Origin of the sequence: Autumnicola tepida, from assembly GCF_031846485.1 — a bacterium.
Classification (GTDB): domain Bacteria; phylum Bacteroidota; class Bacteroidia; order Flavobacteriales; family Flavobacteriaceae; genus Autumnicola; species Autumnicola tepida.
In genome coordinates, this window is the sequence record NZ_JAVRHQ010000028.1 from 1 (window position 1) to 25,569 (window position 25,569).

General features: G+C 39.7%; 21 protein-coding genes. 3 read left to right on the forward strand and 18 right to left on the reverse strand.

Translation table 11 applies throughout. From position 1 onward, the window contains the following. Nucleotides 1-667: 667 nt before the first annotated feature. The 3 genes from RM553_RS16870 to RM553_RS16880 all read left to right on the forward strand — a co-directional run bounded on the left by RM553_RS16870 (nt 668) and on the right by RM553_RS16880 (nt 7,920). Nucleotides 668-3,685: a SusC/RagA family TonB-linked outer membrane protein gene (locus RM553_RS16870; protein WP_311536132.1), complete on the forward strand. Its 3,018-nt coding sequence runs from the start codon at nt 668-670 to the stop codon at nt 3,683-3,685. A 10-nt stretch (nt 3,686-3,695) separates the two neighbouring features. Further along, on the forward strand, nt 3,696-5,102 hold the full coding sequence (locus RM553_RS16875; protein WP_311536133.1) for a RagB/SusD family nutrient uptake outer membrane protein: 1,407 nt from the start codon (nt 3,696-3,698) through the stop codon (nt 5,100-5,102). A 703-nt stretch (nt 5,103-5,805) separates the two neighbouring features. Further along, the gene (locus RM553_RS16880; protein WP_311536134.1) at nt 5,806-7,920 is read left to right on the forward strand and encodes a M16 family metallopeptidase; all 2,115 of its coding nucleotides are present in this window, start codon (nt 5,806-5,808) and stop codon (nt 7,918-7,920) included. Nucleotides 7,921-7,985: 65 nt separating this feature from the next. Here RM553_RS16880 and RM553_RS16885 read toward each other — a convergent pair whose 3' ends face one another. The 18 genes from RM553_RS16885 to RM553_RS16970 all read right to left on the reverse strand — a co-directional run bounded on the left by RM553_RS16885 (nt 7,986) and on the right by RM553_RS16970 (nt 25,548). Then, a complete protein-coding gene (locus RM553_RS16885) occupies nt 7,986-8,270 on the reverse strand; it encodes a DUF6520 family protein (RefSeq protein WP_311536135.1) in 285 nt (94 codons plus the stop codon). 83 nt (nt 8,271-8,353) lie between these two features. After that, entirely contained in the window at nt 8,354-8,788 is a 435-nt protein-coding gene (locus tag RM553_RS16890) for a MauE/DoxX family redox-associated membrane protein (protein WP_311536136.1), read from the reverse strand. A gap of 95 nt (nt 8,789-8,883) precedes the next feature. After that, nucleotides 8,884-9,177, reverse strand: a complete 294-nt coding sequence (locus RM553_RS16895; protein ID WP_311536137.1) for a helix-turn-helix domain-containing protein — start codon at nt 9,175-9,177, stop codon at nt 8,884-8,886. 36 nt (nt 9,178-9,213) lie between these two features. Beyond that, on the reverse strand, nt 9,214-9,798 hold the full coding sequence (locus tag RM553_RS16900) for a hypothetical protein (RefSeq protein ID WP_311536138.1): 585 nt from the start codon (nt 9,796-9,798) through the stop codon (nt 9,214-9,216). A 22-nt stretch (nt 9,799-9,820) separates the two neighbouring features. Then, nucleotides 9,821-10,201, reverse strand: a complete 381-nt coding sequence (locus tag RM553_RS16905) for a DUF7793 family protein (protein ID WP_311536139.1) — start codon at nt 10,199-10,201, stop codon at nt 9,821-9,823. A gap of 368 nt (nt 10,202-10,569) precedes the next feature. After that, complete coding sequence (locus RM553_RS16910; RefSeq protein ID WP_311536140.1) at nt 10,570-12,162, reverse strand: calcineurin-like phosphoesterase C-terminal domain-containing protein; 1,593 nt, start codon at nt 12,160-12,162, stop codon at nt 10,570-10,572. 21 nt (nt 12,163-12,183) lie between these two features. After that, on the reverse strand, nt 12,184-13,008 hold the full coding sequence (locus RM553_RS16915) for an endonuclease/exonuclease/phosphatase family protein (RefSeq protein WP_311536141.1): 825 nt from the start codon (nt 13,006-13,008) through the stop codon (nt 12,184-12,186). Then, complete coding sequence (locus RM553_RS16920) at nt 13,008-13,886, reverse strand: endonuclease/exonuclease/phosphatase family protein (RefSeq protein ID WP_311536142.1); 879 nt, start codon at nt 13,884-13,886, stop codon at nt 13,008-13,010. Before RM553_RS16920 ends, RM553_RS16915 begins: the two co-directional genes overlap by 1 nt. Next, a complete protein-coding gene (locus tag RM553_RS16925) occupies nt 13,883-15,622 on the reverse strand; it encodes a RagB/SusD family nutrient uptake outer membrane protein (protein WP_311536143.1) in 1,740 nt (579 codons plus the stop codon). The genes RM553_RS16920 and RM553_RS16925 overlap by 4 nt, the downstream gene beginning before the upstream one ends. A gap of 10 nt (nt 15,623-15,632) precedes the next feature. Next, nucleotides 15,633-19,160, reverse strand: a complete 3,528-nt coding sequence (locus tag RM553_RS16930; protein WP_311536144.1) for a SusC/RagA family TonB-linked outer membrane protein — start codon at nt 19,158-19,160, stop codon at nt 15,633-15,635. Between the two features lie 85 nt (nt 19,161-19,245). Continuing rightward, nucleotides 19,246-20,187 carry a FecR family protein gene (locus tag RM553_RS16935; protein ID WP_311536145.1) on the reverse strand — a complete coding sequence of 314 codons (942 nt, stop codon included), beginning with the start codon at nt 20,185-20,187 and terminating at the stop codon, nt 19,246-19,248. A 93-nt stretch (nt 20,188-20,280) separates the two neighbouring features. After that, complete coding sequence (locus tag RM553_RS16940; RefSeq protein WP_311536146.1) at nt 20,281-20,889, reverse strand: RNA polymerase sigma factor; 609 nt, start codon at nt 20,887-20,889, stop codon at nt 20,281-20,283. Between the two features lie 378 nt (nt 20,890-21,267). Next, nucleotides 21,268-21,717, reverse strand: a complete 450-nt coding sequence (locus tag RM553_RS16945) for a DUF6730 family protein (RefSeq protein WP_311536147.1) — start codon at nt 21,715-21,717, stop codon at nt 21,268-21,270. Nucleotides 21,718-21,728: 11 nt separating this feature from the next. Beyond that, entirely contained in the window at nt 21,729-22,601 is an 873-nt protein-coding gene (locus RM553_RS16950; protein WP_311536148.1) for a relaxase/mobilization nuclease domain-containing protein, read from the reverse strand. Then, nucleotides 22,598-22,894: a mobilization protein MbpA gene (mbpA, locus tag RM553_RS16955; RefSeq protein ID WP_311536149.1), complete on the reverse strand. Its 297-nt coding sequence runs from the start codon at nt 22,892-22,894 to the stop codon at nt 22,598-22,600. Before mbpA ends, RM553_RS16950 begins: the two co-directional genes overlap by 4 nt. Nucleotides 22,895-23,089: 195 nt before the next feature. After that, nucleotides 23,090-23,863, reverse strand: coding sequence for a DUF8464 domain-containing protein (locus tag RM553_RS16960; protein WP_311536150.1), 774 nt, complete (start codon nt 23,861-23,863; stop codon nt 23,090-23,092). Between the two features lie 185 nt (nt 23,864-24,048). Next, nucleotides 24,049-25,239: a VapE domain-containing protein gene (locus tag RM553_RS16965; RefSeq protein ID WP_311536151.1), complete on the reverse strand. Its 1,191-nt coding sequence runs from the start codon at nt 25,237-25,239 to the stop codon at nt 24,049-24,051. Between the two features lie 15 nt (nt 25,240-25,254). Next, entirely contained in the window at nt 25,255-25,548 is a 294-nt protein-coding gene (locus tag RM553_RS16970) for a helix-turn-helix domain-containing protein (RefSeq protein ID WP_311536152.1), read from the reverse strand. Nucleotides 25,549-25,569: the final 21 nt, after the last annotated feature.

Here is a 25,569-nt window from a genome sequence, read left to right on the forward strand (position 1 = left end):
TTCTTCATAATTTTTATTATATTTGCCTCATATTAATATATTTGCGATACTTCTTAGAGTAAAATATTAGAAGCATTCGCTTTGAATCTCGCCGTCAAAAACTGGTAATTTATGCAACGAGATGATAAGCAAGGATGCTCACGACCTAGGCGTGGGCTCTCTTATCGTTGCACGGTATACCAGTACCTTGATGGCATAAGTTGAGCTTTCACGCCTTTTTGTATTTAGGTGCTTCCTGCTTAACTGCTTTAAAGCTTTTGTTTCTTCATATAAAGGTTCGCATTTAAACAAACCACAGCAACACACTTTAAATGGCCAAAGTGGCCGGCGGTAGCTTTTACTGGTTTTATTAATCCTGTTGCGGGAACGGTCTAATCTCTTAAACAATCCCGTGGGTTATTGCAGCCATCCCTATAATGGCGGCAGTAGTTGGGTGGGGCCTGCTTACCTGTAGAATAGTTAAAAGGGCCTTGGGCAAAGTTTGTTTTTTAGGACTACGGCTTTAGGGGCTGTAGGTGTTAACAAAAAAAGATTGTTTATGAGAAGAAAGTTTGAATTGGCCTAGAGATAGGTGTTAAGCTAAAAAGCCTTCCCCTAAGATTGGAGTCTGGTTGGGGAAGGCCTAAGCTTAAGTAAAAGATCGTTTCACTAAAAGCACAGCAAAATTATGAAAAATAATTACAAGCGCTGGAAGTTCCTGGCGTGGATAATTGTTGCCATTATTATCTACATACTGGCAGTGCCGGCACATGCGGCAGTTTTAACTACAAAACACACACCACAACAACAGCAAATTACCGGTACGGTAACGGGAGAAGACAACCTGCCGCTGCCGGGGGTAACCGTATCTGTAAAAGGAGAAGCCCGCGGTACCGTAACCAGTTTTGAGGGAGAATATTCCATAACCGCGGGGCAGGGGGAAACCCTGGTATTTTCCTTTTTAGGTTATAAAAGGCAGGAGATCCCGGTAGGGAACCAAACCGAGATCAACGTACAACTGGAGGAAGATGTAAATGCCCTGGATGCGGTAAAAATTAATGCCGGTTACTACAATACTACAAGGAGGGAAAGCACGGGAAATATCTCCCGCGTAACCGCAGAGGAAATAGAAAACCTGCCGGTGGTAAGCCCCATCCAGGCATTGCAGGGGAGAATGGCGGGGGTCTCCGTAGTACAAAGAAGTGGTATTCCCGGAACAGCTTCTCAAATTCAAATACGTGGGCAGAACAGCTTACGTACTTCTTTTGAGAATAACGGAAACTTACCTCTTTATATAATAGATGGAATTCCCATAGATTCAGGCCCTATTCACAGTTTTAGCGGGATGACCTCTTCCACGATTACGGGGCTGGATCCATTAAACTCATTAAACCTCTCCAATATAGAAAGTATTGAAGTTCTAAAAGATGCCGATGCGACGGCTATCTATGGCTCCAGAGGCGCCAATGGTGTAATTTTGATTACTACAAAAAACGGTAATGAATTTGGACAAAGAACAGAAGTTACCGCGCGGGTTTATTCCGGGGTAAGCGAAGTAGCCCGATTTATAGACATATTACACACCCCAGATTACCTGGCATTGCGGAAGGAAGCTTTCGCTAATGATGGTGAAAATCCCACTCCTACCAATGCAGAAGACCTGCTGCTCTGGAGCCAGGAAAGGGATACCGACTGGCAAAAGGTACTCTTTGGCGGAACCGCTGAAACTACAAATGCCGATATAAACATTTCAGGAGGAAATAGAAACACTTCATTCCGGTTATCCGGAGGATATTTTAAAACGGGTACAGTCTTCCCGGGAGATTTTGGCTATAAGAAATGGACTACGGGACTTGCACTAAACCATAGAAATAAGGATGATCGTTTTAATGCGCAGTTATCTGTTAATTATGGTATTGATGTCAATAAGCAGTTTAACAGTTCAAGCTTTATATCTGACGCACTGGCACTTTCACCCAATGCACCGGCACTTTATAATGATGATGGCAGTTTAAACTGGGAAAACTCTACCTGGACCAATCCTCTTGCGGTTACTCTCAATACCAGTACTGCAAACGTACAACAGCTAATAAGCAGCCTGGGTATATCTTACGAAATAATAAAAGACCTAAAGTTCAAAACGAATGCAGGCTATACCATGCTGGATAACGATGAACTGGTTAAAAATCCCGTAGAAGCTTATGACCCCAGGTTATGGGACAGGGCGCAAGCCCGTTCCAGCCACTCTCTTACGAATAGGAATTCCTGGATTATAGAACCCCAATTGCAATATAATTCTCAAATAAAAGAATTAAAGCTGGATGCTTTAATAGGATCTACCTTTCAGGAGCGTAGAAGTAAAAATTTACGGATGAGCGGCGTTGGTTATTCCAATGAGCAACTGGTAGGAAACCTTGCCTCTGCCGGTGCTGTTTATGTTTCAGATAATCGTGAAATCATATATAAATACAATGCCGTTTTTGCCAGGTTGGGGCTCAATTTTAAAGATCGCTACTTATTGAATTTGACAGGGAGGCGCGATGGTTCTTCCCGATTTGGACCGGACAAGCGCTTTGCTAATTTTGGGGCCATAGGCGCTGCCTGGATATTTTCAGAAGAAGGTTTCATAAGAGAAAATTCATGGCTGAGCTTCGGGAAAATCAGGGGGAGCTACGGTATAACCGGTAGTGACCAGATCCAGGATTACGGTTACCTTGATACTTTTTCGCCTACACCGGCACCGGGCGGTTTATATCCAACTCAACTTGTAAATTCTGATTATTCCTGGGAAACAAATAAAAAGCTTGAAGCGGCTACGGAACTTGGATTTTTTGAAAACCGGGTAAGGCTTCAGTTAAGCTGGTACCGCAACAGGTCTTCAAACCAGTTGGTGGGATATACCCTTCCTGCTATTACCGGATTTGGTTTTGTTCAGGCTAACCTTCCTGCCACAGTACAAAATACGGGTTGGGAGATAGAAGGGTCTTCAATAAATCTTCAATCCGATAACTGGCGCTGGGAAACCAGTTTCAACATTACCTTACCTGAAACCAAGCTTGTTGCCTTTCCCGGTATTGAAGAAACATCCTATGCCAACATCTATCAGGTAGGACAGCCTTTAAGTATTTCAATGTTATACCGGTTTAATGGTGTTGACCCTGAAACCGGTTTATTCCAGGTAGAGGACGTAAACCAGGACGGGACATATGATTACGAGGATCGGGTGGTAATTAAGGATTTGGGCAGGCAGTATTTTGGGGGACTCCAAAACCAGGTTAGTTATAAAAACTTGAATTTATCCTTTTTACTGGAATTCGTAGGCCAGGAAGGTGCTAAATTTTATAGAACGGCGCCTGGGCGAATGGCTAATGTATTACAGGAAGATTTTGATAACAGATGGCAAGCTCCGGGAGACCTAAATGTTACCCAAAAAGCTTCACAATCAACATTGTCCAATCGTGCTTATCGCAATGCGCTAAGCAGTGATTATATCACAACCGATGCCTCTTTCGTAAGACTTAAATCTCTCGCCTTAAGTTATCGTCTGCCAATAAGCAGTGAAATTATAAATTCCTCAAGGCTCTTTTTGCAGGGCCAGAACCTCTACACATTTACCGGATATAAGGGATTGGATCCGGAGGTTCCCGGAAGTATAGAATTACCGGCATTGCGAACTATTACAGCCGGAGTAGAAATTAACTTTTAAACATTGAAAAATGATAGTAAATAATATATGTAGCAGGTTTTTTTATGGACTGTGCGTCATAGGAATGTTATGTTCTTGTGAATCCTTTGTTGAAGTAGATGTCCCCTCCGATCGAATTACAGGAGAAACCGTATTTAATGATGATAAAACAGCACTAAGTGCCCTGGAGGGACTTTATACCCAATTATTTAATACCTCCTTTGCAGCCGGTGGAAACCGTTCGGTTACCTTTTTGGCAGGCTTATCAGGCGATAATTTTGCCATAACCACTTCTACAGAAGAGATGGTAGAATTCGCGGATTATGAAATATCTCCCTCTAACAGTTTTAACCTTGACCTGTGGTCGGGTGCATATAGTACAATTTATATGGCTAATACCCTCCTGGAAGGTGTTGAAAATTTCTCCGGCTTAACCGAGGAAAGCCGAAACCGTATTTTGGGAGAAGCAAAATTTATCCGGGCCTTTACATATTTCTACCTGGTAAACCTGTATAATGAAATCCCCCTTATTCTTACTACAGATTATAATAACAATGCACTGGCTTCCAATGCCACAACAGAAGAAATTAATTTACAAATTATTGCTGACCTTAATGAAGCACTTGAACTGGTAGGGTCGGAATATCCTGATGACCAAAGAACTTATGTAAACTCTTATGCCATTATGGCCTTGCTGGCACGGGTTTACCTATTTCAGGAAAACTGGCAGCAGGCGGAATTTTATAGTACGCAGGTGATTTCAGCAGGGAATATGTACCAATTATTGGATGATCCCAATCAGGTATTTCTGGCAAACAGCCAGGAAGCAATTTGGCAGATCTCTCCGGCAGGATGGGGTGGAAGCTTTCGGCACACACGAGAAGGCAACCTGTTTGTTAGGATTTCTTCAGGAAGCAGCCCGGTTGAAATTTCAGAAGATTTAATGGCACTTTGGGAAGAGGGCGACCAGCGGTTTACCTACTGGGTTGGAACTTATAGTGATGATACCGGTTCTTATTTCTATCCGAATAAATATAAAATACAATACGATGCCTCCGGAGGTGATATCATGGAATATTCCATGGTGCTCAGGCTGGCGGAGCAGTTTTTAATAAGGGCAGAAGCCCGGGCCAGAATGGATGATATTGATGGAGCTGTTGCAGATATTGATATCATTAGGGAAAGAGCCGAAATACCTCTAATAAGTGAAACCCGTCCCGGGATATCATCAAGTCAACTAATTGATCTTATTCTCCTGGAAAAAAGAAGGGAATTTTTTGCAGAGTGGGGCCACAGATGGCTGGATCTTAAACGCACCGATTCTGCCGGTGAGGTACTAAACAATGAACCATTATGGGAGCCAACCGATGTGTTTTACCCAATACCCGAACAGGAACGAATGAAAAATCCAAACCTTGAGCAAAATGAGGGATATTAGACCAGGCGCTAATCGAATGCTATTAATATGGCCTTTACTTGTATTTATTAGTATATCCTGTTTTCCGGCCAATGCCTGGGAAATTAATAGCACAGCGAGAGATTCCATTTTTTCGGGACAACTGGAAAATGGGCTTACATATTATATTAAACCGTTAAAAGATCCAGGCAATCAAATACAAATAAACCTGTACGTTAAATCCGGAAAACAAAACCAGTTAGAAGGGCAATGGGACTTAGCTCACTTTTTAGAGCACCTGCCTATGACACAGCTTCGCAACAGGGCATTGATGGCTAACCATAATTTGCAAAAAGCGTTTAATTTAGGTAAAATTAAATTGGACGCCTCAACCTCTAACGACCACACCAGCTATAGTTTCACCTATTCTTCGGGTGATGAATTTCTGAGGAAAACAATACTGTCTCTCTTTTCAAAACTGTCATCGGGTAATCTGCAACTTGATCCGGAAGTTATAAATTCTGAAAAAGGGGTGCTTTATGAAGAGTTTGTTTACAGGGAGGCTACCACTGAATTTTCTTATCAGGAAGCCTTAATCAATGCGCAACTTTCTGATTGCCTGGTTACTCCCGTTAAACCTGATTCTCTGTTAAGACATATACAGCAATTCAATTTAAAAGAAACTCAGGATTTTTTAAACACCTGGTACCGGCCAGAGCGCAGTTCCCTGGTAATCATTGGTGATGTGGGAAATATTGCAAAATGGAAATCTGAGATACAATCTTTTTTTTCTTCTTCGGAGGATCAACCAGTTGGAGGTGTTGATGAAAAGTGTTCAGAAAAATTTCTGAATGGTCCTTCTCAGTTTTTAGTCCTGGAAAGTAAAGACCAGGACGTGGGAAATAAGAAAGAAGTGATTTTTCATTGCTTCATAAGGGATAGGAAATTAAACTATTTAACCGATGCGCAATGGAAATGGATAAAACCAATCTTAAACCGAAGCATCAATGACTTACTTTGGAATCAACAAAAAGACTATAAGGTCAGATATATTTCAAGTTCAAATTGGAGTTTTAATATACCTGCTCTTGACATAATGATAAAAGCTGAATCAGGATATGAAATTCCCGCATTACAAAAGAGTTATGCACTAATAAAGGGTTTGAAAAATAAGGGAATTTCTGCTCCCCAATGGGAAAAGATTCAAATACAAGGCATTCAAAACCTGGAAAACACAGACACTTCTTCTTTTGGGTACTGGAGCAACAAAATTAAAGAACAGGTGCTCAGTAAAAAAAAGGTGCCACTGGAAAGTCCGGATAAAATAAAATCGTGGTGGTCCAATTTAAGTTTGCGGGAATTCAATGCGATACTTAGAGATTTTATTCCTGAAATGCCAGATGATATAGCGGTTATAGCTCCTCTGACCCAACAACAAAATAAGGAATATTGGAAAAAAAATACAAAGCGATGGATTGCTTCTGTAAGACCGAAGATGATTAAGCCCATTTTAAAGAATAAGGATAGCTTAAAATTCAATGATGTGCTTAAAACCAAAGGTTTAAAGGAGTTGCCAAAAGATTCGTTAGGATCCAGAATTTTTAAACTTTCAAATGGTCTTAAGGTTGTTTTAAAAGAATTACCAGAGACCTCAATGAATAAAGGGAGTATTAATGTTCATGGTTTTCGTAATATAGGCGCATTAAATTTTCCGGAAGAGGATTATTACACGGCTTTACTTTCTCCTCTAGTGATTAATAATGCCGGAATTGAAAACCTGGACAAGTTTCAATTGAGTGAACTCTTATCCAGAAACTCTATTCACCGGTTACAAACATATATATCGGATACCGAAAGCGGTATTAATGGTAGAGCTCAGGAGAAAGATCTTGAAACTTTTTTTCAAATGCTCTACAAATATATGAGTTCTCCCAGGAAGGACCTGACGGCATTTAAAAGTTGGAAATGGGAGGAGTGGCAGCGATTCCTTCATCCTCCCTATAAAAAGTCCACAAGTGATTTTGTTGGGGGAGTAAATACTGAACTTCTAATTCCCAATAGTAGTTTATCTATAAGTAAAAGATATCAAGCTGTACAGGATATTGAAATGGATAAAGCTTATCGAATTTACCATTCTATTTTCGATGAGGCTAAAGAATTTACTTTTTTAATAACCTCTTCTGTGGAAAGTGAAAAGCTAATCCCTTTGATTGATAGATACCTGGGTAATTTGCCCAACCATAATCAAAGTCTTTTCAAGTCCTTAGATGACTTTCAATTACCCGAAGGTCCGAAACATCAAATTCTTGATATTCCAACTATAACTAATGGGAACACTATAATATCCGCTCGTTATATTAAACGTCAGGAGTATGATGATTGGAAGAACAGAATTAAAATTCAGGTACTTGCCAAAATTCTGTTTCGAAAGGTGAACCAGTTGCGCAATAATAAAAAAAGGGGAATATATATTGTAATACCCTCATATAGTAATAATGGAGATATTGATACAACAATGCTTGGTGTCACGGTCCCATGTATGGAAAGCGAGGCTAACCTGATTTTAAATGACATTCAAGAAATTATACAAGAAATGCAGCATGAAGAAATTACCCAGGAAGAGCTGGATAATTTTTTGGATAATTCGATAATCCCCAAATATACGGAATGGAAAGGCAGTACTTCTAAAGCTTTGGAACGTTTGTATGATTATTACAAATACGATGCCGTACCACCACAAAAGGCAAGGGTTGAGGAATATTGTTCATCTCTTACTCCACAAGCGATTAAGGAGGCGGCTCAGACATTTTTCACGGAAAGTAGCAGGTTTGACTTTATTGGAAAGGCGTTGCAGGATTAAAGAGTTTCAACAACTGCCTGATTTAAAAAATAAGCCCCGGAATTTCCTCCGGGGCTTTTCAACTCCTAATCTGGCATTTCTGGCAGACTATGTGGAGAAAGAGAGGAACTTGGTTTAGGAGTCTGGAGCGATTGGTTTGTATATACTGTAAAAATACGCTCCTGTTCATCATCTTCAAAAGTGACCCGGCAACTAAATCCCGTACCATTACACGGATCATCGTTTAATTGTGTGGCAACTCCATCCAGATTAATCCATCCGGCAGACTGCACATTTGCTTTATTGGCAAATGCCAGACCGATTGCCATTACGAATGCCATCACGGGCATTAAAATTTTGGATTTTTTCATAATTATAATATTTAAAAATTAAACAATATGCCTTTTCCCGGTTTAGGTTCAGGCGTCCTTCTGTAGTATTGCGCAATACTATTTCATGTATATTTTGATGTATATCTTTTTTGCTGAAGATATACCCCAAGTAATCCTAATAAGAGAAAACACATGTTAAAGATGAGATGCTCCTGCCAGGTAAAATTGCTGATGATCCCGCCACAGGAACAGGGAATATTTTCACTAAATAATAATATTCCAGATATGTAAACTGTAAACAATACCATTGAACCGAATGCCAGATACATTCCCAGCCACCGGTAAACCGTGCTAATTAGGCATCCGGCGATAGTTAATTCAAGTATGGGTATAAACCATGACATTAATCCTGCTATTCTTTTGTATTCAAACACAGGGCTGTTCAGGAGGTCATTGTAAAATTTTGGGTGCTCCAAAAGTTTGGTTACCGCTGCATAATAAAATAAGAGTATAAATGTATACCTGATAAATTCCTCTATGTAAACCTTTAGTGGCATCTGATATTCTCTTTTGATTATGATATAAAATTGCAGAAGAATACTTATCTCAAGTGTAGGAGAACTTGTCAAATAAGGAGAAATAATATCAAATGCTATGAATTCCTGGTAGATTTGCTGTATTTCCTGGGGGTGACTTTTGCTAATTGCTTAAATGTTTTAGAAAATGCAGGGTAGGAAGCAAACCCCATTTTTTGCGCTATCTCAGATAAGGAGAGATCGGTATTCTCAATAAGTATTTTACTCCGTTCTATCCGCTGTTCCCGATGATACTGGTTTGGCGTTGATCCAAAAACCTTTTTAAATCCTGTTTTAATTTTATGCTCGTTGGTATTATGAAGAGCAGCGATTTCGTAGAGAGGCTTTAATGATTCGTCCAGGTGATCCAAAATATAATCCTCAATATCCTGGAAGAGTTGCTGGTCTCAGATAGAAAGATTATTCAAGTTAGCGTTCCCCTGAAAATTAAAGAATTCATCCTTTTGGGTATCCAGCAGGGAAGAGGTAACTATAAATTTCACAATATCTTCATGATGTACTTTGGCAATAACAGACGGTAAATTCAGTTCTAAATTATCATGAAGCTCATACTCCAGTAGTAAACTGATAAAATTCCTAGTGTGGTTAAAGAGTTGTTGAAGAGCATTCCTCCACTGTATTCGAGATTCGGGAGTTAATAGATTCTCGAAAGCTTGCCGTTTAATTTTTCCAGATTTGGCAAATTCTTTTAATTTTTCATCCTCAGCATTATAATCAAGAACCTGCAGTTCCCTATTGAGTAAAAAGCTTAATGTTTTTACAACCACCACTTCATTATGCCGGTTGATCCACAGGAATTGATTCCTGTTCCTGTTTAACTTTTCAGCAGTCATATTGAAAAGGGCAATCAGGCCTTCCAATTCGTCGTGATGTTGGGTTCGTCTTATCTGATATGCAAAATTCCCTTTGGCCAGTTCAAATAACATCCTGTAAACTCCCCTTAGACTCTCCCTTGTAAATTCCCGCTCCATAAATCAAATTTCAGTTACTACTTCATTGGGTGTAGGGTCTTAAAAATTTTAGCGCCTGGTTTCTATATTTGAAAATCCCTGCAGGAATTTTTCTGCTGTGGGTTTCCAGGAAAAATTCAGTAAGAAGATTATTAAGTGGGGCATTAACGTAAAAAGCTATAGCCATGATAAGCAGCGTGCCTTCATGGGATAAGTAGTCCAATGCATTAGTTTCGGCACTTATAATACCTGATGTGTTACAAAATACCGGGTAAGCTTTATTTTGCTGAAAAGCAAGGCGGTTGCTTAAAACTTCTTTTGCTACATGGTAAGTCAAAACCAGGCGAGGACTGTATTCCAGAAACAAAATATTATCTTCTATGCTTATATTAGCGTACTCTCCCTCAAACATCATCCCGAACATTACTAGCCTTTTTTAGAAATTATAGTCAATTAACGAAGAAAAACTTATCAAAAACGAACTAATTCTTATTGATAAAGGTAAAGTGTTAATGGCTTAAATAAATCTTCTCAGAAAAAAAGACTGCTGAGGCAAATCAAAAAATTTAAAGGCAAAATTTTTTCTGGTATAGCTATTTGTACTTCCATGCGGTCAAGTAAGTATCATTGTCACTATAAGGATAGGTTCTGTTATAGCGGGTAAAAATGATAAAGTAAATAAAAGAGGCAAAGGTAATCTTCCAGTTTTGGAGCTGGTAAGAAAAAGAAAAAAGGCCCACCATCAAAATAATTTGCTGGCAGGCCTCCACAATCAAAACTAAACAAGGAACTTTAATTCTGCTGCTCTAATCTATAACTGCTTTTTGCTGTAAATGTTTTTCCATACATATCGGTTGCCTTAACTTCGATGGTATGCTCCCCGGCTTCCAGGCGGGTAGGAATGCTGCCCCTCCACAAATGCTTGCTGTTTATAGGATTAGAAGATCGCCGGCCTGGCATTAATTCATCAGCCAGATCCCATTCATAAACCATCGCCACATAGCTCGGGTCTTCTTCTCCCACATAATTCATTTCTTTCCATTCTCCTTCATCAATGCGGTACATTACCTTATCGTTTTTATTTCCCATAAAAAAGTTCGCAAAAATTCCCGCCTGTGTACCCTGATCTTTTGCCACTACTTTGGGAGCGAAAATTTTAATCTGGTAATCTTTCTCTTCACCGGCTACTTTGTAATTTACATCATACTCATTTCCGTTGAAGTGGATAAAGGCATAACCCTTTGGCGTACCGTCACGCATCGTAGAAACAGGAACTCCTTCTTCATCAAGTTTGCCGGAATACCAGTCGCCTGAAGTGGTGCCTATATTATATTCGTGATGCGGTTTTTCCCTTTGCCAGCCTTCTTCTTTTCCGAAGAAATCCTGGCGTTGGATATGGGTATGTGCTGAAAGCGATAAGGTATGAGGATAATCTTTTAATATTTCAAAAAGCCGTTCCCTGTCTTCATCCCTGTACGGATCCCCTTCAGGTTCACCAAGCGGAATATGCCAGGCCATGACTATCAGGTGATCTTCAGGCACAAATTTCAGGTCGTTTTCGACAAAATCAAGCTGGTCTTTTCTAAAGCCGCCCCAGTATCCTTCCCCATCACGCGGATCTGGATAGAGGATATCATCCAGTATAATAAAATGTACCTTTCCGTAGTTAAATGCGTAGTTGGCAGGGCCAAAATGTGCTTCAAAGGTCTCGTCACTTAGCGAATCTTCTTCGGCATCATAGTTCATATCATGGTTGCCCATCACGTTGTACCAGGGAATTCCAATTTTCTGCATCGTATTAATATAGGGTTTGAATAGATCGAGATCATCCCCCACAAGATCGCCAAGGCTAATGCCAAAAAGCACATTTTCTATCCCCTCCACTTCTGAGACTACGCCACGGGCAAAATAATCCATATCTTCTAAAGAATACGGTTGCGGATCTCCAAAAATAAGAGCGGTAAACTCTTCTTTTTCTTCTGAAGGAAGTAATCCGAAATCAAGGGATTTCGGTAATTTTCCAGTTGCGCTCACCCCCTTAAATTCGGCCTCCGGAGATCCTTTGGGCTTATGAAGGTAATAAAACTGTGGCAGGTTATTTTCGTTCGTTTTCAACATGTAACCAGCAGGTTTTATAATAAAAATAATATTGTCATCGCCAACCGGAAGTTCATATCTTCCCTGGTTATCGGTCAATACCACTGCGGTACCATTGGTAACGGCAACTTCAGCAATTCCGCTTTCACGCCTGTCTCGTTTGCCATTGTTATTGGTATCTTCGTACACGTAACCTTGTACGTTATTTTGAGCGGCAAGTGCAAGGCCCAGGCTTAAAGTGCTAAGTGTAAGCAGTATCTTTTTTGAAATATGGTAGAGTTGAATCATGATATCATTTTTTTGAAGGTACTAAAAATTGAGTTTTATGGTCGCTACTACTGGTAAATGATCTGAAGCGTAAGTTTCGTTTATAACCTCGTGTTCTGTAACCGAAAAATCTTCCTGTGGCTTATAGGCAATAAAGTCAATTGCATGTAAAGGAGTATTCACCGGAATAGTTGGTTTACAGTTGTTACAAGTCCTATTAAAATTATTATCCAGAATCTCAATAACCTCGGAGTCCGGAGTATCATTAAAGTCCCCGGCTATAATCAAGGGAAATTTTTCTTCCGAAGAAATTTTTGCTATTTTCTTAATTTGAAGGAGCCGGTTGATATTTTCTTTCTGTGCATCCAGATGTGTGCTTCCAAACCGGAGAGATTTTCCGTTTGGAAGTGTGACCTTTGCAGTGGCCAAGACACGGGCTTCACCGGCGGTTCCTGGTTTTGATGGTAATTTACGAACGGTTTTTTCTGATAAAGGATATTTTGAAAGAATGGCCACTCCATATCCACCACTTTCAAAATCTATAGCCTTGCCAAAAAAGAAATGCATCCCAAGCTTTTCTGCAATTATTTGTGCCTGGTTTCCCTTTCCTGATCTTTCAGTATCGGCATCTATTTCCTGCAGGGCTACAAGATCTGGCTGTTGGGCCATTATAGTTTGTACTATAGCATTAATATCTATACTATCAGGTTTAGAAGGAGGATTAGCGTGATGAATATTATAGGACATCACGAGAAGCTCCTGTTTACTTTCACCGGAATTCTGAAAAGTAGCATGTGGAAAATATGAAGAAAAGGAGGTCACCAAAAAGACAACCTCCAATATCAATATGAAAGACAGTGACCTCATCATTGCTTATTTGAAGCTTCAGAATTCTCCCATTTAAACTTCACGATTACCGGAAAATGATCGGAAATAAAATTTCTTCCTCTCTGGCCATCAAGAACCTGGTATTTTTCAGGAGACAATCCCTCGCCTGTATAAAAGACATAATCAATGCGGTAGCGATTGCCGCCTGCTTCAACATCCCAACTATTAAATGTATAGCCGGGGGAATATTTTTTTTCTGCAGGCAACTCAGAAAAAGTATCTAAAAGCTGGTTATCAATAAGAATTTTATGGGGCTCGGCATCTGGAGCCGTATTAAAATCCCCGGTTAGAATAACAGGTTCGTTCCCTGCAATTTCTTTAATCTTTTCAGCAATCAATGCTGCACTGTTTTTCCTGGCTTCTTTTCCCCTATGGTCAAAATGGGTATTAAAGAAATAAAAGGTATTTCCACTATTCTTGTCTTTAAATTTAGTCCAGGTAACAATACGGGGCAGTGCCGCGTCCCAGCCTTTTGAAGCTACTTTTTGTGGTGTTTCAGAGAGCCAAAACGTGCTGCTGTCCAATACTTCAAACCGGTCTTTAGCATAAAATATCGGACTGTATTCACCTTTTTTCCCACCCTCTCTACCTACGCCGATAGATTGGTAGTCGGGAAGGAAATTTTGCATATCCGTCAATTGTGTGTAGGTCACTTCCTGTGCTCCCACAACATCAATATCAAAAAAGTTGATACTATGACTAAGCCATTCTTTTCTGTTTTCCCATACATTAACTCCATCGTCAGGGCTGTTATATCTTATGTTATAAGATGCCACAGTTAAACCTGATTCTGTTTTTTGTGCTGTTCCGGCAAGATTTGCCAGAGTAAAAGCTATAGTAATTATGAAATTTTTCATTCCCAGCCTGGATTTTGTTCAAGATTTGGATTTAATTGTAATTCTATACGCGGAATTGGATAGAGATAATCTTTATTCTCGTTAAAAGTGCGATTGCCAAAATCGGGATGTGGTTCAATTAATCCATTTTCATCCAAAGTTATATCGGCACCGAGTTCATAATACTGGACTCCAGATATAAGGTTGCCGGGTCGCTCTCCTTCATACAATACCACATTTGTCTCCCCGTCTCCTGTTAAGTCATATTCTCCGGCTCCTGGGAAATACATACCGCGTATTGGCTGCGTTAGTGTTTCTCCTGCCTTCCAACGTACAATATCGTCCCATCTAAAATCTTCCATAAAAAGTTCAATACGCCTTTCCCTTCTAATTTCTAAAATCACTCCTTTGTTGCTTCCGTATACATTAGGATACTGCCCGGCAAGAAAAGAGTCGGGATGGCTATTAGCCGTTTCCATTGATAAATGGGGCATAGCCACCCTTTCTCTTAAAAGATTTAGGGAATTGTCCAGGTCTTCCTGTGTTAAGGTATTAAGTTCTGCTTTTGCTTCAGCATAATTTAATACGACTTCACCAAACCGGAATAAAGGCAAATCGGTTATCGATTGCCCGTTGGTATCATAAACCGGCTCGGTTACAAATTTGGTAACTTGGTAACCCGTAACCGTAGCACCAAGATTCGGTGCGAGCTCCATTGATTGTCCTTTCCTGGTATAACCCGGAGTACGGATTGTTTGTTCCAGGCGAGGATCACGATCATCAACTTCTTCAGTAAAAAATACCTGGTTGTAATTTTCCTGATCGGTAAAACGAGAACCATCACTATTGAGATAACTATTCACCAAGTCTTTGGGCATTCCCGGTCTTCCGTATGAAGAAGTGGTGGTATAATAGTTCACATTATGGCCTATATTCAGCGCTTCTGAATATGCTCTTGCCAAAATCATCTCGGTGCCTATAGCATCATGGGAATTAAAAAGGTTGGCATAATCCTCCTGCGGGTTTCCCGTGCTATATATGGTATATGGAGAATTAGTTATAAGTTCCTCCGAAGCTTCTACCGAAGCCTCTAAATAACTTTCATATCCTTCGATTCCTCTATATTTTTCATAAGTACCTTCATAAAGTCCTACCCTGGACTTTAAAGCTAAAGCCGTAAACTTTGTTACTTCATATACTTCCTGCTCGGCTGGCATATGTTCTATGGCCCAGTTTAGATCTTCCAGGATTTTGCCTGCTATAAACTGTCGGGAATCTCTTGGCTTTGTTAAAGCTTCCTCGTCTGTAGGGTCAATAGTGGTTTCATACCAAGGAACTTCACCAAATCGCTGTAATTTCTCAAAGTAAAAGTACGCCCTGAACAACCGTGCGATCCCTCCATATTTATTCTTGGCAGCTTCATCATCGCTCCTTTCATAATTTTCAAGAAAGAAATTAATATCCCGTAGATATTCCCAATCCCAGCCTCCTCCGGATGTAGGGACGAGACGTGTACCCCGCAACTCATCACTAAGTTCATTTTGGATAAGATTGTCTGTCCTGGAATCTCCATTATAAATGGAAGTAGCAGGAAACATCCTGTAGAACCCGTTGGTATACAGTTGTAGATCACTGGCTGTGGCAAAAAAGTTATCAGGCGTGACCTCAGATAATGGTTCTTTATTCAGAAAATCTTCGGTACAAGCAAAAAGGCTAAAGCAAATAGCACTAATAAATAAAATGCGTTTATAGTTCATGACTTTATTTTTAAAATTGAAATGATACTCCTAACGAATAGGTTTTGGAAAATGGCACTGTTTGCGCTGTACTTCTGTTGGCAGAAGTGGAAGGCTGGTTGAGATTTACAGAGTTACTGGCCGCTTCCGGATCTATATAATCTGTTAAAGGGGAAAAGGTAAGGATGTTTTCACCACTAAAGTAAATGCGAAGCTTGGTAGAAGCCGAATCTGAAATAACACCCTCCGGTATGGTATACCCAAAAGTGAGGTTTTTTAAACGTAGATAAGCCACACTCTGCAAATACCTGTCGTTTACTTTTTCTAGTGAACCTCCCAAAGCTATATATCCGTAATTCCTTGGAAAGTAAGCATCAGGATTTTCCGGCGACCACATGTTATTGGCCAGGTCTTTTCTTATAAAAGAGTTGTAAGGCCTGTTGTAAGGCCCCCAAAAAAGCCGGGAATCTGAATTTGGATACCAGTCCTGTTTTCCCACTCCCTGGAAGAATGCCGAAAGATCAAAACCTTTCCACTGTGCATTAAGAGTAAAACTATACAGGTATTGAGGAGCCGTATTCCCAATAATTTCTTTGTCACCCGGATCGTTGACCGTGTTCTCTCCTTCGTTTACCACGCCGTCTCCGTTTAGATCCATGTATTTTACATCTCCCGGTTGCAAACCTCCGCCGGAAGTAATACGGTTGGATACGAAACTCTGGTCGGCATGATTTGCTATTTCTTCTTCAGATTGAAAAAGGCCATCTAATCGATATCCCCAAAGCTCACCAACGGTCATACCTTCATAAAAATCAATAAGGCTTAAGTTCGGATTTTCAAACCTGGTAATCTCTGTCTTGGAGTTGGATAAATTTCCGGTTATGGAAAATGAAAACGGGTCGTTAGCTAACTCAAAGGAATCCCCATAACTCATAGAGAGTTCAAATCCCCGGGTTCTTAAATCGGCTGCATTTTCAAGTGGAGAACCTGCTCCTAAAACACTTGGCAAAGTGGCACCGGGGGCTAACATTCCCTCTGTATCTCGTTGGAACCAATCAAAAATTAGGGATAAGCGGTTATCAAATAAACCAATATCGGCACCAAGATTTAAAGTACTCACTTCTTCCCAGGTAATTTCTGTAGGGTTTAAAGCCGGAGATTCAATATAGTTCAACCTACTCCCATTCATGGCATAATCATATATACCGTTAGGTAGGGTAGAGAAATAAGCGTAATCTGCAATGTTCTGATTCCCTAATGAACCGTATGAGGCCCTGATTTTTAATAAATTGAAAGCGTCTCCTGAAAGATTTCTGAAGAAATCTTCTTTATTGATCAACCAGCCTGCTGATACCGATGGAAAAAATCCCCACCTGTAGGCTGAGGGGAACCTGGAAGTAGCATCATACCTACCGTCAAATTCCAGGAGATATTTATCATCGTAATCGTAAGACAATCGGTAAAACAAGCCCTGCAGAGCCCATTCTGAAGCACTTCCGTCTGCAGTAGGGTTATTCGTGGCTAGTCCTAGGGAGTTTAGATCGTTAGAAATTAGGTTCTGTTTTCCGGCCGAAATACTTTTGGTTAAGAACATTTCATGATTATATCCTAAGGTAGCCTTAATGCTATGATCGCCAAAAACATCCCGGTATTCTCCGTATACGTTTAAAGCATCATATTTACTCTCGGTCTTGTATTCATTTAAATAATCATAGCCCATCAAATGAATCTGCCCGGGGTAAATGGAGTAGGGAATTCTTGTAGATCGTTCATACTGGCTGTAGCTATTCCTGCGAATTGCATAACTTGCATTAAATTCTAAGGAAGAGAATGGTTTCAAAACAGCAGTTGCGATATTGGAAAAACCACTCTCATTGGTTACCTGTTTTGAAGTTCCCTGTAACAAAGAAGCATAAATGCCGTCTCCAATCGTGTAGTTGTTAAGCTCTGTTCGCCATAGAGCACTTCCATCGGGATTGGTTGGCATATAAGATGGCAGGGCATGCACCCATATCATACTTCCCCAGACATCTCTGTACCCATACTGTGTCCCTCCGTGTTCCAAATCTTCAGAACTGTTGTACTGCATGTTATTTGAAAAGCTCAGCCAGTCCGTAGCTTCAATATCCAGTTTACCCCGAAGATTATATTTTTGATATTCATCATCCTGAACTTTCAAAATCCCTGTTGACTGAAAATTGCGGTATGAGAAATAAGCGTTGATCTTTTCAGATCCGCCAGATATCGAACCGGTATAAATTTGTGAGGGATAAGTTTTTCTAAAAAAAGTGTCCCACCAGTCGGTATGTGCATAATGCACATATTGTTCCCGGCCATTTCGCTGATCAACTATTACCCTTGCCAGGGAAGGGTTCTGGGACACTTCCAGTAAGGCTTCCATATCCGCCTCAGTGTAACCTGTGTATGAAGCTCCGCTATTATTTCTGAATGCTTCATCTACAATGCTAACCGCTAGATAAGGATCGGTAACGAAATCTGTATTCATCGTAGGTGAACTGAGAGCTGTGGTAGCTCCAAGATTTACCACAATAGCACCTTCTTTGGCATTCTTGGTAGTTACCAACACCACTCCAAAAGCAGCCCTAGCTCCGTAAATAGCTGCAGAACCGGCATCCTTGAGAACACTTATGGATTCAACATCGTTTGGATTTAAATTGCTTAAATCACCTTCTACGCCATCTATTAAAATTAAAGGCGTACCACCGTTTATAGAGGTAAATCCACGGATATTGATACGCGGTTCCTCTCCAACTTTTCCGGTGGATTGTGTCACGTTTAAGCCTGGGCTAAGTCCTTGCAAGCTTGAACTTACATCGGCTACAGGACGTTGATCAATGTTTGCGGTATTCACCGTACCCACAGCAGTAGATAGATTCTGCCTGCTGGTTTCTCCGTATCCAACAACAACTACTTCGTCCAGTGCGTTGCTGTCCGTCATCAGCTGTACATTAATCTTATTTTGGCCTTCCTCAAGGCTTAGTTCTTGGGTTACATATCCCATAAAGGAAATTTCCAAAACAGGAGAATTACTGTTTACTTCGAGAGTAAAATTTCCGTCAAAATCGGTATTGGTTCCGTTAGAGGTACCTTTTTCCCTCACTGTAGCGCCGGGAAGTGGTAATCCTTGTTCGTCTAGGACCTTTCCCTGGATTAGTTGTTGAGGATTATTCTTCGGTGCAGTACTGATTTTGGTTACAGTTATAGTTTTATTGAAATTTTTAAACTGAAATCCTGCTCTTATCCCTATAGCGTCTAAGATAGACTTCAGGTTTTCATGTTTTCCCTCTATGGTAAAAAGTTTCGAAGTATTCAAAACCCCGTTATCATAAACAAAACTAAATTCGGTTTCCTCCTCAATAGTTGCAAACACCTCTTTAACTGAAGCGTTATGCAGGCTTAGGCTTACATATACATTTTCTAAATTTTGATTGTTTGGAATGAAAGCAAGTGCTGCCTGTAAAGAGGAGATGGCACAAATTAAAAGCCATGCCTGTCTCTTTCCTAAAATTCTAAGAAAAATTTGTAGTTTAGTATTCATTATAAATTTTGGATATACATTAGTACTTTTTGTAGTCTTAAATTTTACAACCCATTCCTGTTGCAGCAGGAATGGGCTTTTTTGGCTAATTCAAAATTTTCGTTTTTCTTCTTATAAGAATCTGATTTTGGTTGATCGTATCTATTTTTAGCTTTTTTACAAGGGCAATACTTCGGAGAATATCCTGAGGATTTTCATTTTGAAATTTTCCGGAGATTGTCAAGTTTTCTAATGTTTTTTCATCAATATCAATTTTAATCCCGTACCAGTTTTTCAGGATTTTTGCGGTTTCAGCTAAACTGGTATTATCCAACAGGATTATATTTTTGGTCCAGGCGCTTAAATCTTCACTTATTCCTTTATGGATGGCTTCAGGATAACCATCTTTAAATAAAACCCTTTGGTCTTTAGAAAGCATTGCCATCTCACTGCTTTTATCCGACTCCACTTTTACTTTTCCCGTATTTACGCTTACCTTCACCAGATTATGTTCATAAGCATTTATATTAAATGAAGTACCCAGAACAGTGGTCTTGACTGTACCGGTGGTAATGGTAAAAGGTTTATCAGGATTGCGGGCCACTTTAAAAAATGCTTCTCCCTCTAAGATGACTTCCCTTTTTTCCCTGAAAGTTTTAAAATAGGTGATGCGACTATTGGAATTTAAGGTGACCTTACTACCATCTTGTAGCTGCACCTCTTTTTTTTCTGCATTTCCGGAATAATGAGTGATTGATTTTGAGGGGGTTAAGAGAGAAACCCAAAGCCCCAAGCCAATAATTACAGCAAGAACCGCCGCCAAAGCAAATTTCTTTATGGGAATGAGAGATTTAGTCTTTTTAGTTTGTATGGACACCTCAATAGTGGATATCAATCTTTTTTTTCTCTCCCGGGACAGGTCTGGAAAAAGATTTCTGTTTTTCTCCTGAAATTGACCTAAAATACTTTCAACAGCTTTTTTCTCTTTGCGGCTGCAACAATTTTCGGCATATTTTTCAAATAAAGCTATGAATTCTTCTTGCTTCAAAATAGTCGCTTTTACCGGTAAGTCCCATTTTTTCCCTGTAACACTTAGTGCTAATTACTCGTTTAAAGATTTTTTAATAGAAAGGAGTTGTAGCTAACTATTCAGAAACATTATCATAATAAAGAGTACCGTATGAATGAATTCCACCCTGGATCTTAAATATTTTAAAGCATAACTTATATGTGTTTCCACAGTTCTAATGGAAATATCATGTTTTCGGGCAATTTCATCATTGGATAAGTTTTCAAAACGACTTAGGATAAATATCTGCCTGCACTTTGGAGGCAACTTACCAATTTCGGAATGTATCTTTTCTTCGAGTTCGGTGTACTCCAGGCCTTTCTCAACAGCAGAAGGTGCATTGTTTAGAATCTCCAAATTTGTATGGTCGAATTTTAAATTCCTTATATGCTTTGCAACCTTGTACTTTATTGCATGCAATAAATAAGATTCAAGATGGAGTATTTTTGAAGTACCTGCTTTTTTCCATAAGCTAATAAATACTTCCTGGACTATATCTTCACAAATTTCTTCTTCAGCGTATATTTTATAAGCATAGGAAAAAAGCCTTTTCCAGTATTTATTAAAAATTTCCTCAAGAGCTTTGCCATCTCCTTTTTTCATTAGCTTTAAAAGCTGCTCATCGTTTAGGTATTGAAGCTGTTTTCTCATCTGCTGTAGGGTAAATTCAAAAGAAAACATTTCTGAGCAGCGCTGGCTTTAAGTAATTTTAAATTTTAGTTATGTGATGATTAAATAGTTTACTTTTTTCCTTATCCAATCAAAGAAGCCTTCTAATATATTTTAAACCGAACTAATATCACGACTTTACTTTTAGTGCCCCCCAAATCTACCATAACTTACCTGCGCGAGGTTCCTGTGCTGTTTTTATAGCGTACGGGAAGTTAAACGTGTCTGCCTGCCGCCCCGAAGGAGAAGGGGCAGGCAGGAAATAAAAACAGCATAGGGCGCATCCTACTTATATTTTTACTGTAAATTTTTGCCTGTTTTCAGGGCTTCCCGGAAGATGTACTGAAAAAACTAATTACTTTGCCACAAGGCCAATTGTCATGACAAATCTTACTTTTGATCTTCCAGCCACTGGCAATATTCCTCTTTAACCTCAGGATATGCTGCAAAAATATCCTCTTGCAGCTGATCTTCCGATTTTTTAATGAGGCGGTAAACTTTAAAGCTTTCTTCCTGTTTTGCATTGGCGGTATAACCAAAATATCCAATCAATCCTAAGGCAGTTATCCCCAGCACTGTAAAAAGGATAATCAGGTAATCAGGAATAAGCCTGGCATTTTTTAGTTTCTTATCAATGCTTCTCAGCATTTCATCCCTTTCCTGGCTTTGCGCTTCCTGTTTTTTCAGAAATATGTCTAGTTGGTTTTCCAAAGCTTCGGTGCTGATGGGAATGCTTAGGTCAAATAATTGCCTGGAAAGCAGTTGAAGCTGCAGCACAGCTTTTTTAAAATCGGCCATTTCATCGGCCATGAGTTCCATAATTTCATCTAGTTTTTTCATCGCTTAAAAATTTAATATCCCATGCCTATGCCGGTATCCCGTACTATTTTTATAGCTCCTTTGACAATATCCTTAGCTATTTTAGTGGTTAATTTGGAGCTGAGTTGCACTGTTTTGTTCAGCAATTGAAGGCTTTTCGGTGCTTCCTTTAATAATGTGAAATTCCTGTTCAGGGAAATTTGTGCAATAAGCCTGTTCCCGCTCATGCCACGATCTACCTCGCTTGCTTTTAGGTTCACTCCTTTATACTCCATCCGGAAGCCCTGCAGCTGGTTCAATTTATTAATGGTAGGAATAACATTCACCCTGTGCTCCTTCATCTTATGGATATACTCATCCAGGGATTTTGGACTTGTTTCCAGAACTTTATCATTGATGTTTTTGATCTCCTGTCTGATTCCTTTTAAATCCAGCAGTCTTTCGTTTTGTACTTCCTGTACCGTAGTTAGTCCTAGTTTCTGAGCCACATGATCTGCAGCCAGCTGGCTTCGTTTTCCGATAAAGTTGTCTTTATAGACATCTCCTGAAAGGCTGATCCTGTTAGCGTAGATGTGAATATGGGTATGCGCCTTATCCCTATGAACAAAACCAATCGCCTGGTGGTTTTGCAGCTTCATCTGCTGCAAAAATTCTTTAGCAAGTTCTCCCAGCTCTTTGGAGCTCATGTGCTTCCCATCTTCTATGGTAGGGCTTACTATAAAACTCAGGGTGTTATTGGTGCAGCGTTGGTTTTGGGACTGGATGATCTTAAATTCTTCGGTAATTTCCGCGGGAGTGTCCCCGGCTAAATGTTCTTTTAATACCACTTCGGCTTCTTTCTCCTGGTTCCAGCCGTAGGCTAAAGAAGCCCCTGTCCTGGAAATAGCATGTCCTTTCCCGATCATTTTTTAAAGTTTTTAAGGTGGATTCTGATTTCTTCCGCAAGCCGGCTAACAGCAGTAGCCAGTTTCGGATCCCGTTTTTTAAACATATTGCTGATGCGGGTAAAATTGTTCTTGTACTGTACCAGCATCTGGTAAGCTTCCAGCTGCTCCGAACTGATCCGTTCTACAATATTTTTTTCAAAAGCGGTAGCCCTTATATATTCAGAAAGGGAAATTCCTGCCCTGGCCGCTCTTTTTTTAAGCAGCTTCTTCTCGTAAATCGAGCAGCGGATCTGGATGTATTCCCTTTTCATTTTTTCATTTAAATCTTTGCAACCTCCGGGCGCAAAGCAAGATTTGTCATGACAATGACACATCTTGCTTTGTTATTCCTTGGTTTTAAATGTCCACAGCAAATCCATTAGCGTTTTTAACAGCGATCAGTTTTTCATTCAGGTCTTTATATTTTTTATATGAGTTGCTGCAATCAGTAACATGATCATAAAATCTTAAAAGTTCTGTAGTGGCTTTTTTCCTGCAGGGTCATTGTCCAGGTAGAGATATACCTGATCATATTCAGGAAGTAGCCTTTTAACAGGTTCAATAAATGCCAGTGAATTAAGAATGATACATGCAGAATATCTCACCAGTTCAGGTTCTAAAATAGCCAGGGACAAAAGATCAAACATGCCTTCCGTTATTAGCAGACGATCCTTACAATTATATAGTTGGGTATAAGATTTCGGTGAGCTGGAGCTTTTAAAGTATTTGTTTCGAAGTTCCCATCCTCCGGAATTGTTTTGCAATCCGATAGCAAAATATTTTTTGCCATCAAGTTTGTACCAGATTTCCCTGCAATACTTCTTTGCAACAGGAACTGATATACACCTTTCCTTAAGATATCGAAGCAAAGCGGGATGAGTAATCGCCCCAGTCTTTATAATTTCAATTTTCCCTGATCTTTTTGTACTTTCTGAAATCAGAGGCGGGCAAAAGAAGAAATCAGAACCATTATCAGATAAGTAATTTATTGCCTCCCGAAATGAATAGATTTTTATGACCATAATCAGATCTATAATATTTCCACCTTTTCCCATTCCGTAATCGAACCAAAGATTTTTAATCAAGGAAACGCTGAAAGAGGCTTGGGTTTCTGACCGCAAGGGACTCAGAAACCAAGCTTCTTTCTCCGTTGTTTTGGTGGGGTAGTGCCCTAATTTTGCCAGCGTTTTTACGATGCAAATATTACGGGCACTTCTCCACGATAAATTATTTGATTCCATTTTTTTATTTTTTAATGATCCATTTACCCAGCTCCCATGAATACTGGCTTTTCCTTCTTTTTTGCTATTTTTTCTATTTGCCCAATTACCCCGGAAGTAATTGAGGTAAATGGTTCAATAACTTATTTACCCTTAGCGGATCCTTAGTCTATGCACTTTTAGCAGGTATAGGGTAATTGGGTAAATTATTTTAATAAAATGTCTAAAGGAGTGGACTTGAACCTTTGCCTGACCAGGTAGCCATAGACCCGGCTTTCTTTTGATTTTACTCTTTCATAACCCACAGATTTCAATGCCCTTCCCATACTATACATGTTTAAGCGGGGATTAATACAGGCCAGCTGAATGACCAGATCTGAAGCAGTTTTGAAATCAGCAGGATCGGAGCTAGGCGTATAATATTTAATTAATAACTCTTCCTCCATACTTGTTTCTCTAAAACTCTTATTCCGTTCTTCGTTGTGGATGATGTCGTTAATGGTAAGCTCAGGATAAAACTCTTCATCTATATAGGCCAAATGAAAAGCCTGCGACCAGATGTTGTTGATATCCACTTTCCAGGAATAACTGAAATCGATTCTCCCTTCCAGCTCAAAACAAAGCCATCTCACAGAACCTGTTTCATCATTAAGGAAAGTGGCGCGGTTTGTAGAGCCAATAAAACTACAGGTCCTGTAAAGCGTTGTATTTTTTCTATCATAAGGAAGCCTTTCATTGATCATCGTTTTGGAGAAATAAGCTTTTAGAGCATTTATTTCCTTTTTTGCCAAAATGGATAATTCATCAAGGTTGATAAGAAAGTTTTTTGTTAACTGAATTCTCGCATCCTTATCTGTGGTCATATCTTCCGCAAAATATCTAGACAGGGCAGGAGGGCAGAGAAACCTGCACCAGGTTGATTTCCCTGAATTCTGCTGTGGATGCACCAGGACCAGGCATTGCTTATTGAAGTAATCCTGCTCCAAAGCACATTTCACAGCTCTTACCAGCCATTTCCTGAAGTGATATATAAATAAATTAGGTTCCTTTAGCGGAAGGTAAGAAGCCAAAGCACCAATATGGTCTTCACCGTACCATTTAGGCAGCTTTTTAAAATACTCTGCTATAGGGTTAAATCGAGGAATAAAATGAGATCTTAAGAAAATCTCCAGCTTTGCAGGATTAACTTCAATGTTTGATTGTGCCAGCTCTATCAAAAAAGAATTAGTTTCCAGGATCTCCCACTGGTTTTGATCTTTAAAAGAAATCTGAAATTCATGTCCCAGTTCATCAAAACGGATGTCATACTTTACCACCGTATATTCATAAATAGCGTCATAGATGGTTTTCTTCTTAGGTTCTTTTACTCCATATATTTTCTCAGGTGAAGAAGACATAACTAATGAGATTGATTACCAGAATCTTTTCTTGTTTCTGAAGGTATAGTCCACGGCTTCAGTTCTTACTTCAGCTTTGGACTTTCTTTGATTGGAAAGCAGCCAGTCATCCAGTTTTTCCTTAGAAAAGAAGATCATTTTACCCCTTGGTTTGGAGAAGGGAATTTCACCCCTTGCGGTAAGTTTGTACAGGTAGCTGCGGGAGATGCCGGTGTAATCGGAGGCTTCTTCGAAGTTTAGTACGTTCTTATTGGCACGTACAAGTCTTTCAATGCGGTCCAGTTGTTCTAAAATTTTTAAAGTTTCCATTGAGATCAAAAGTTTAAGATT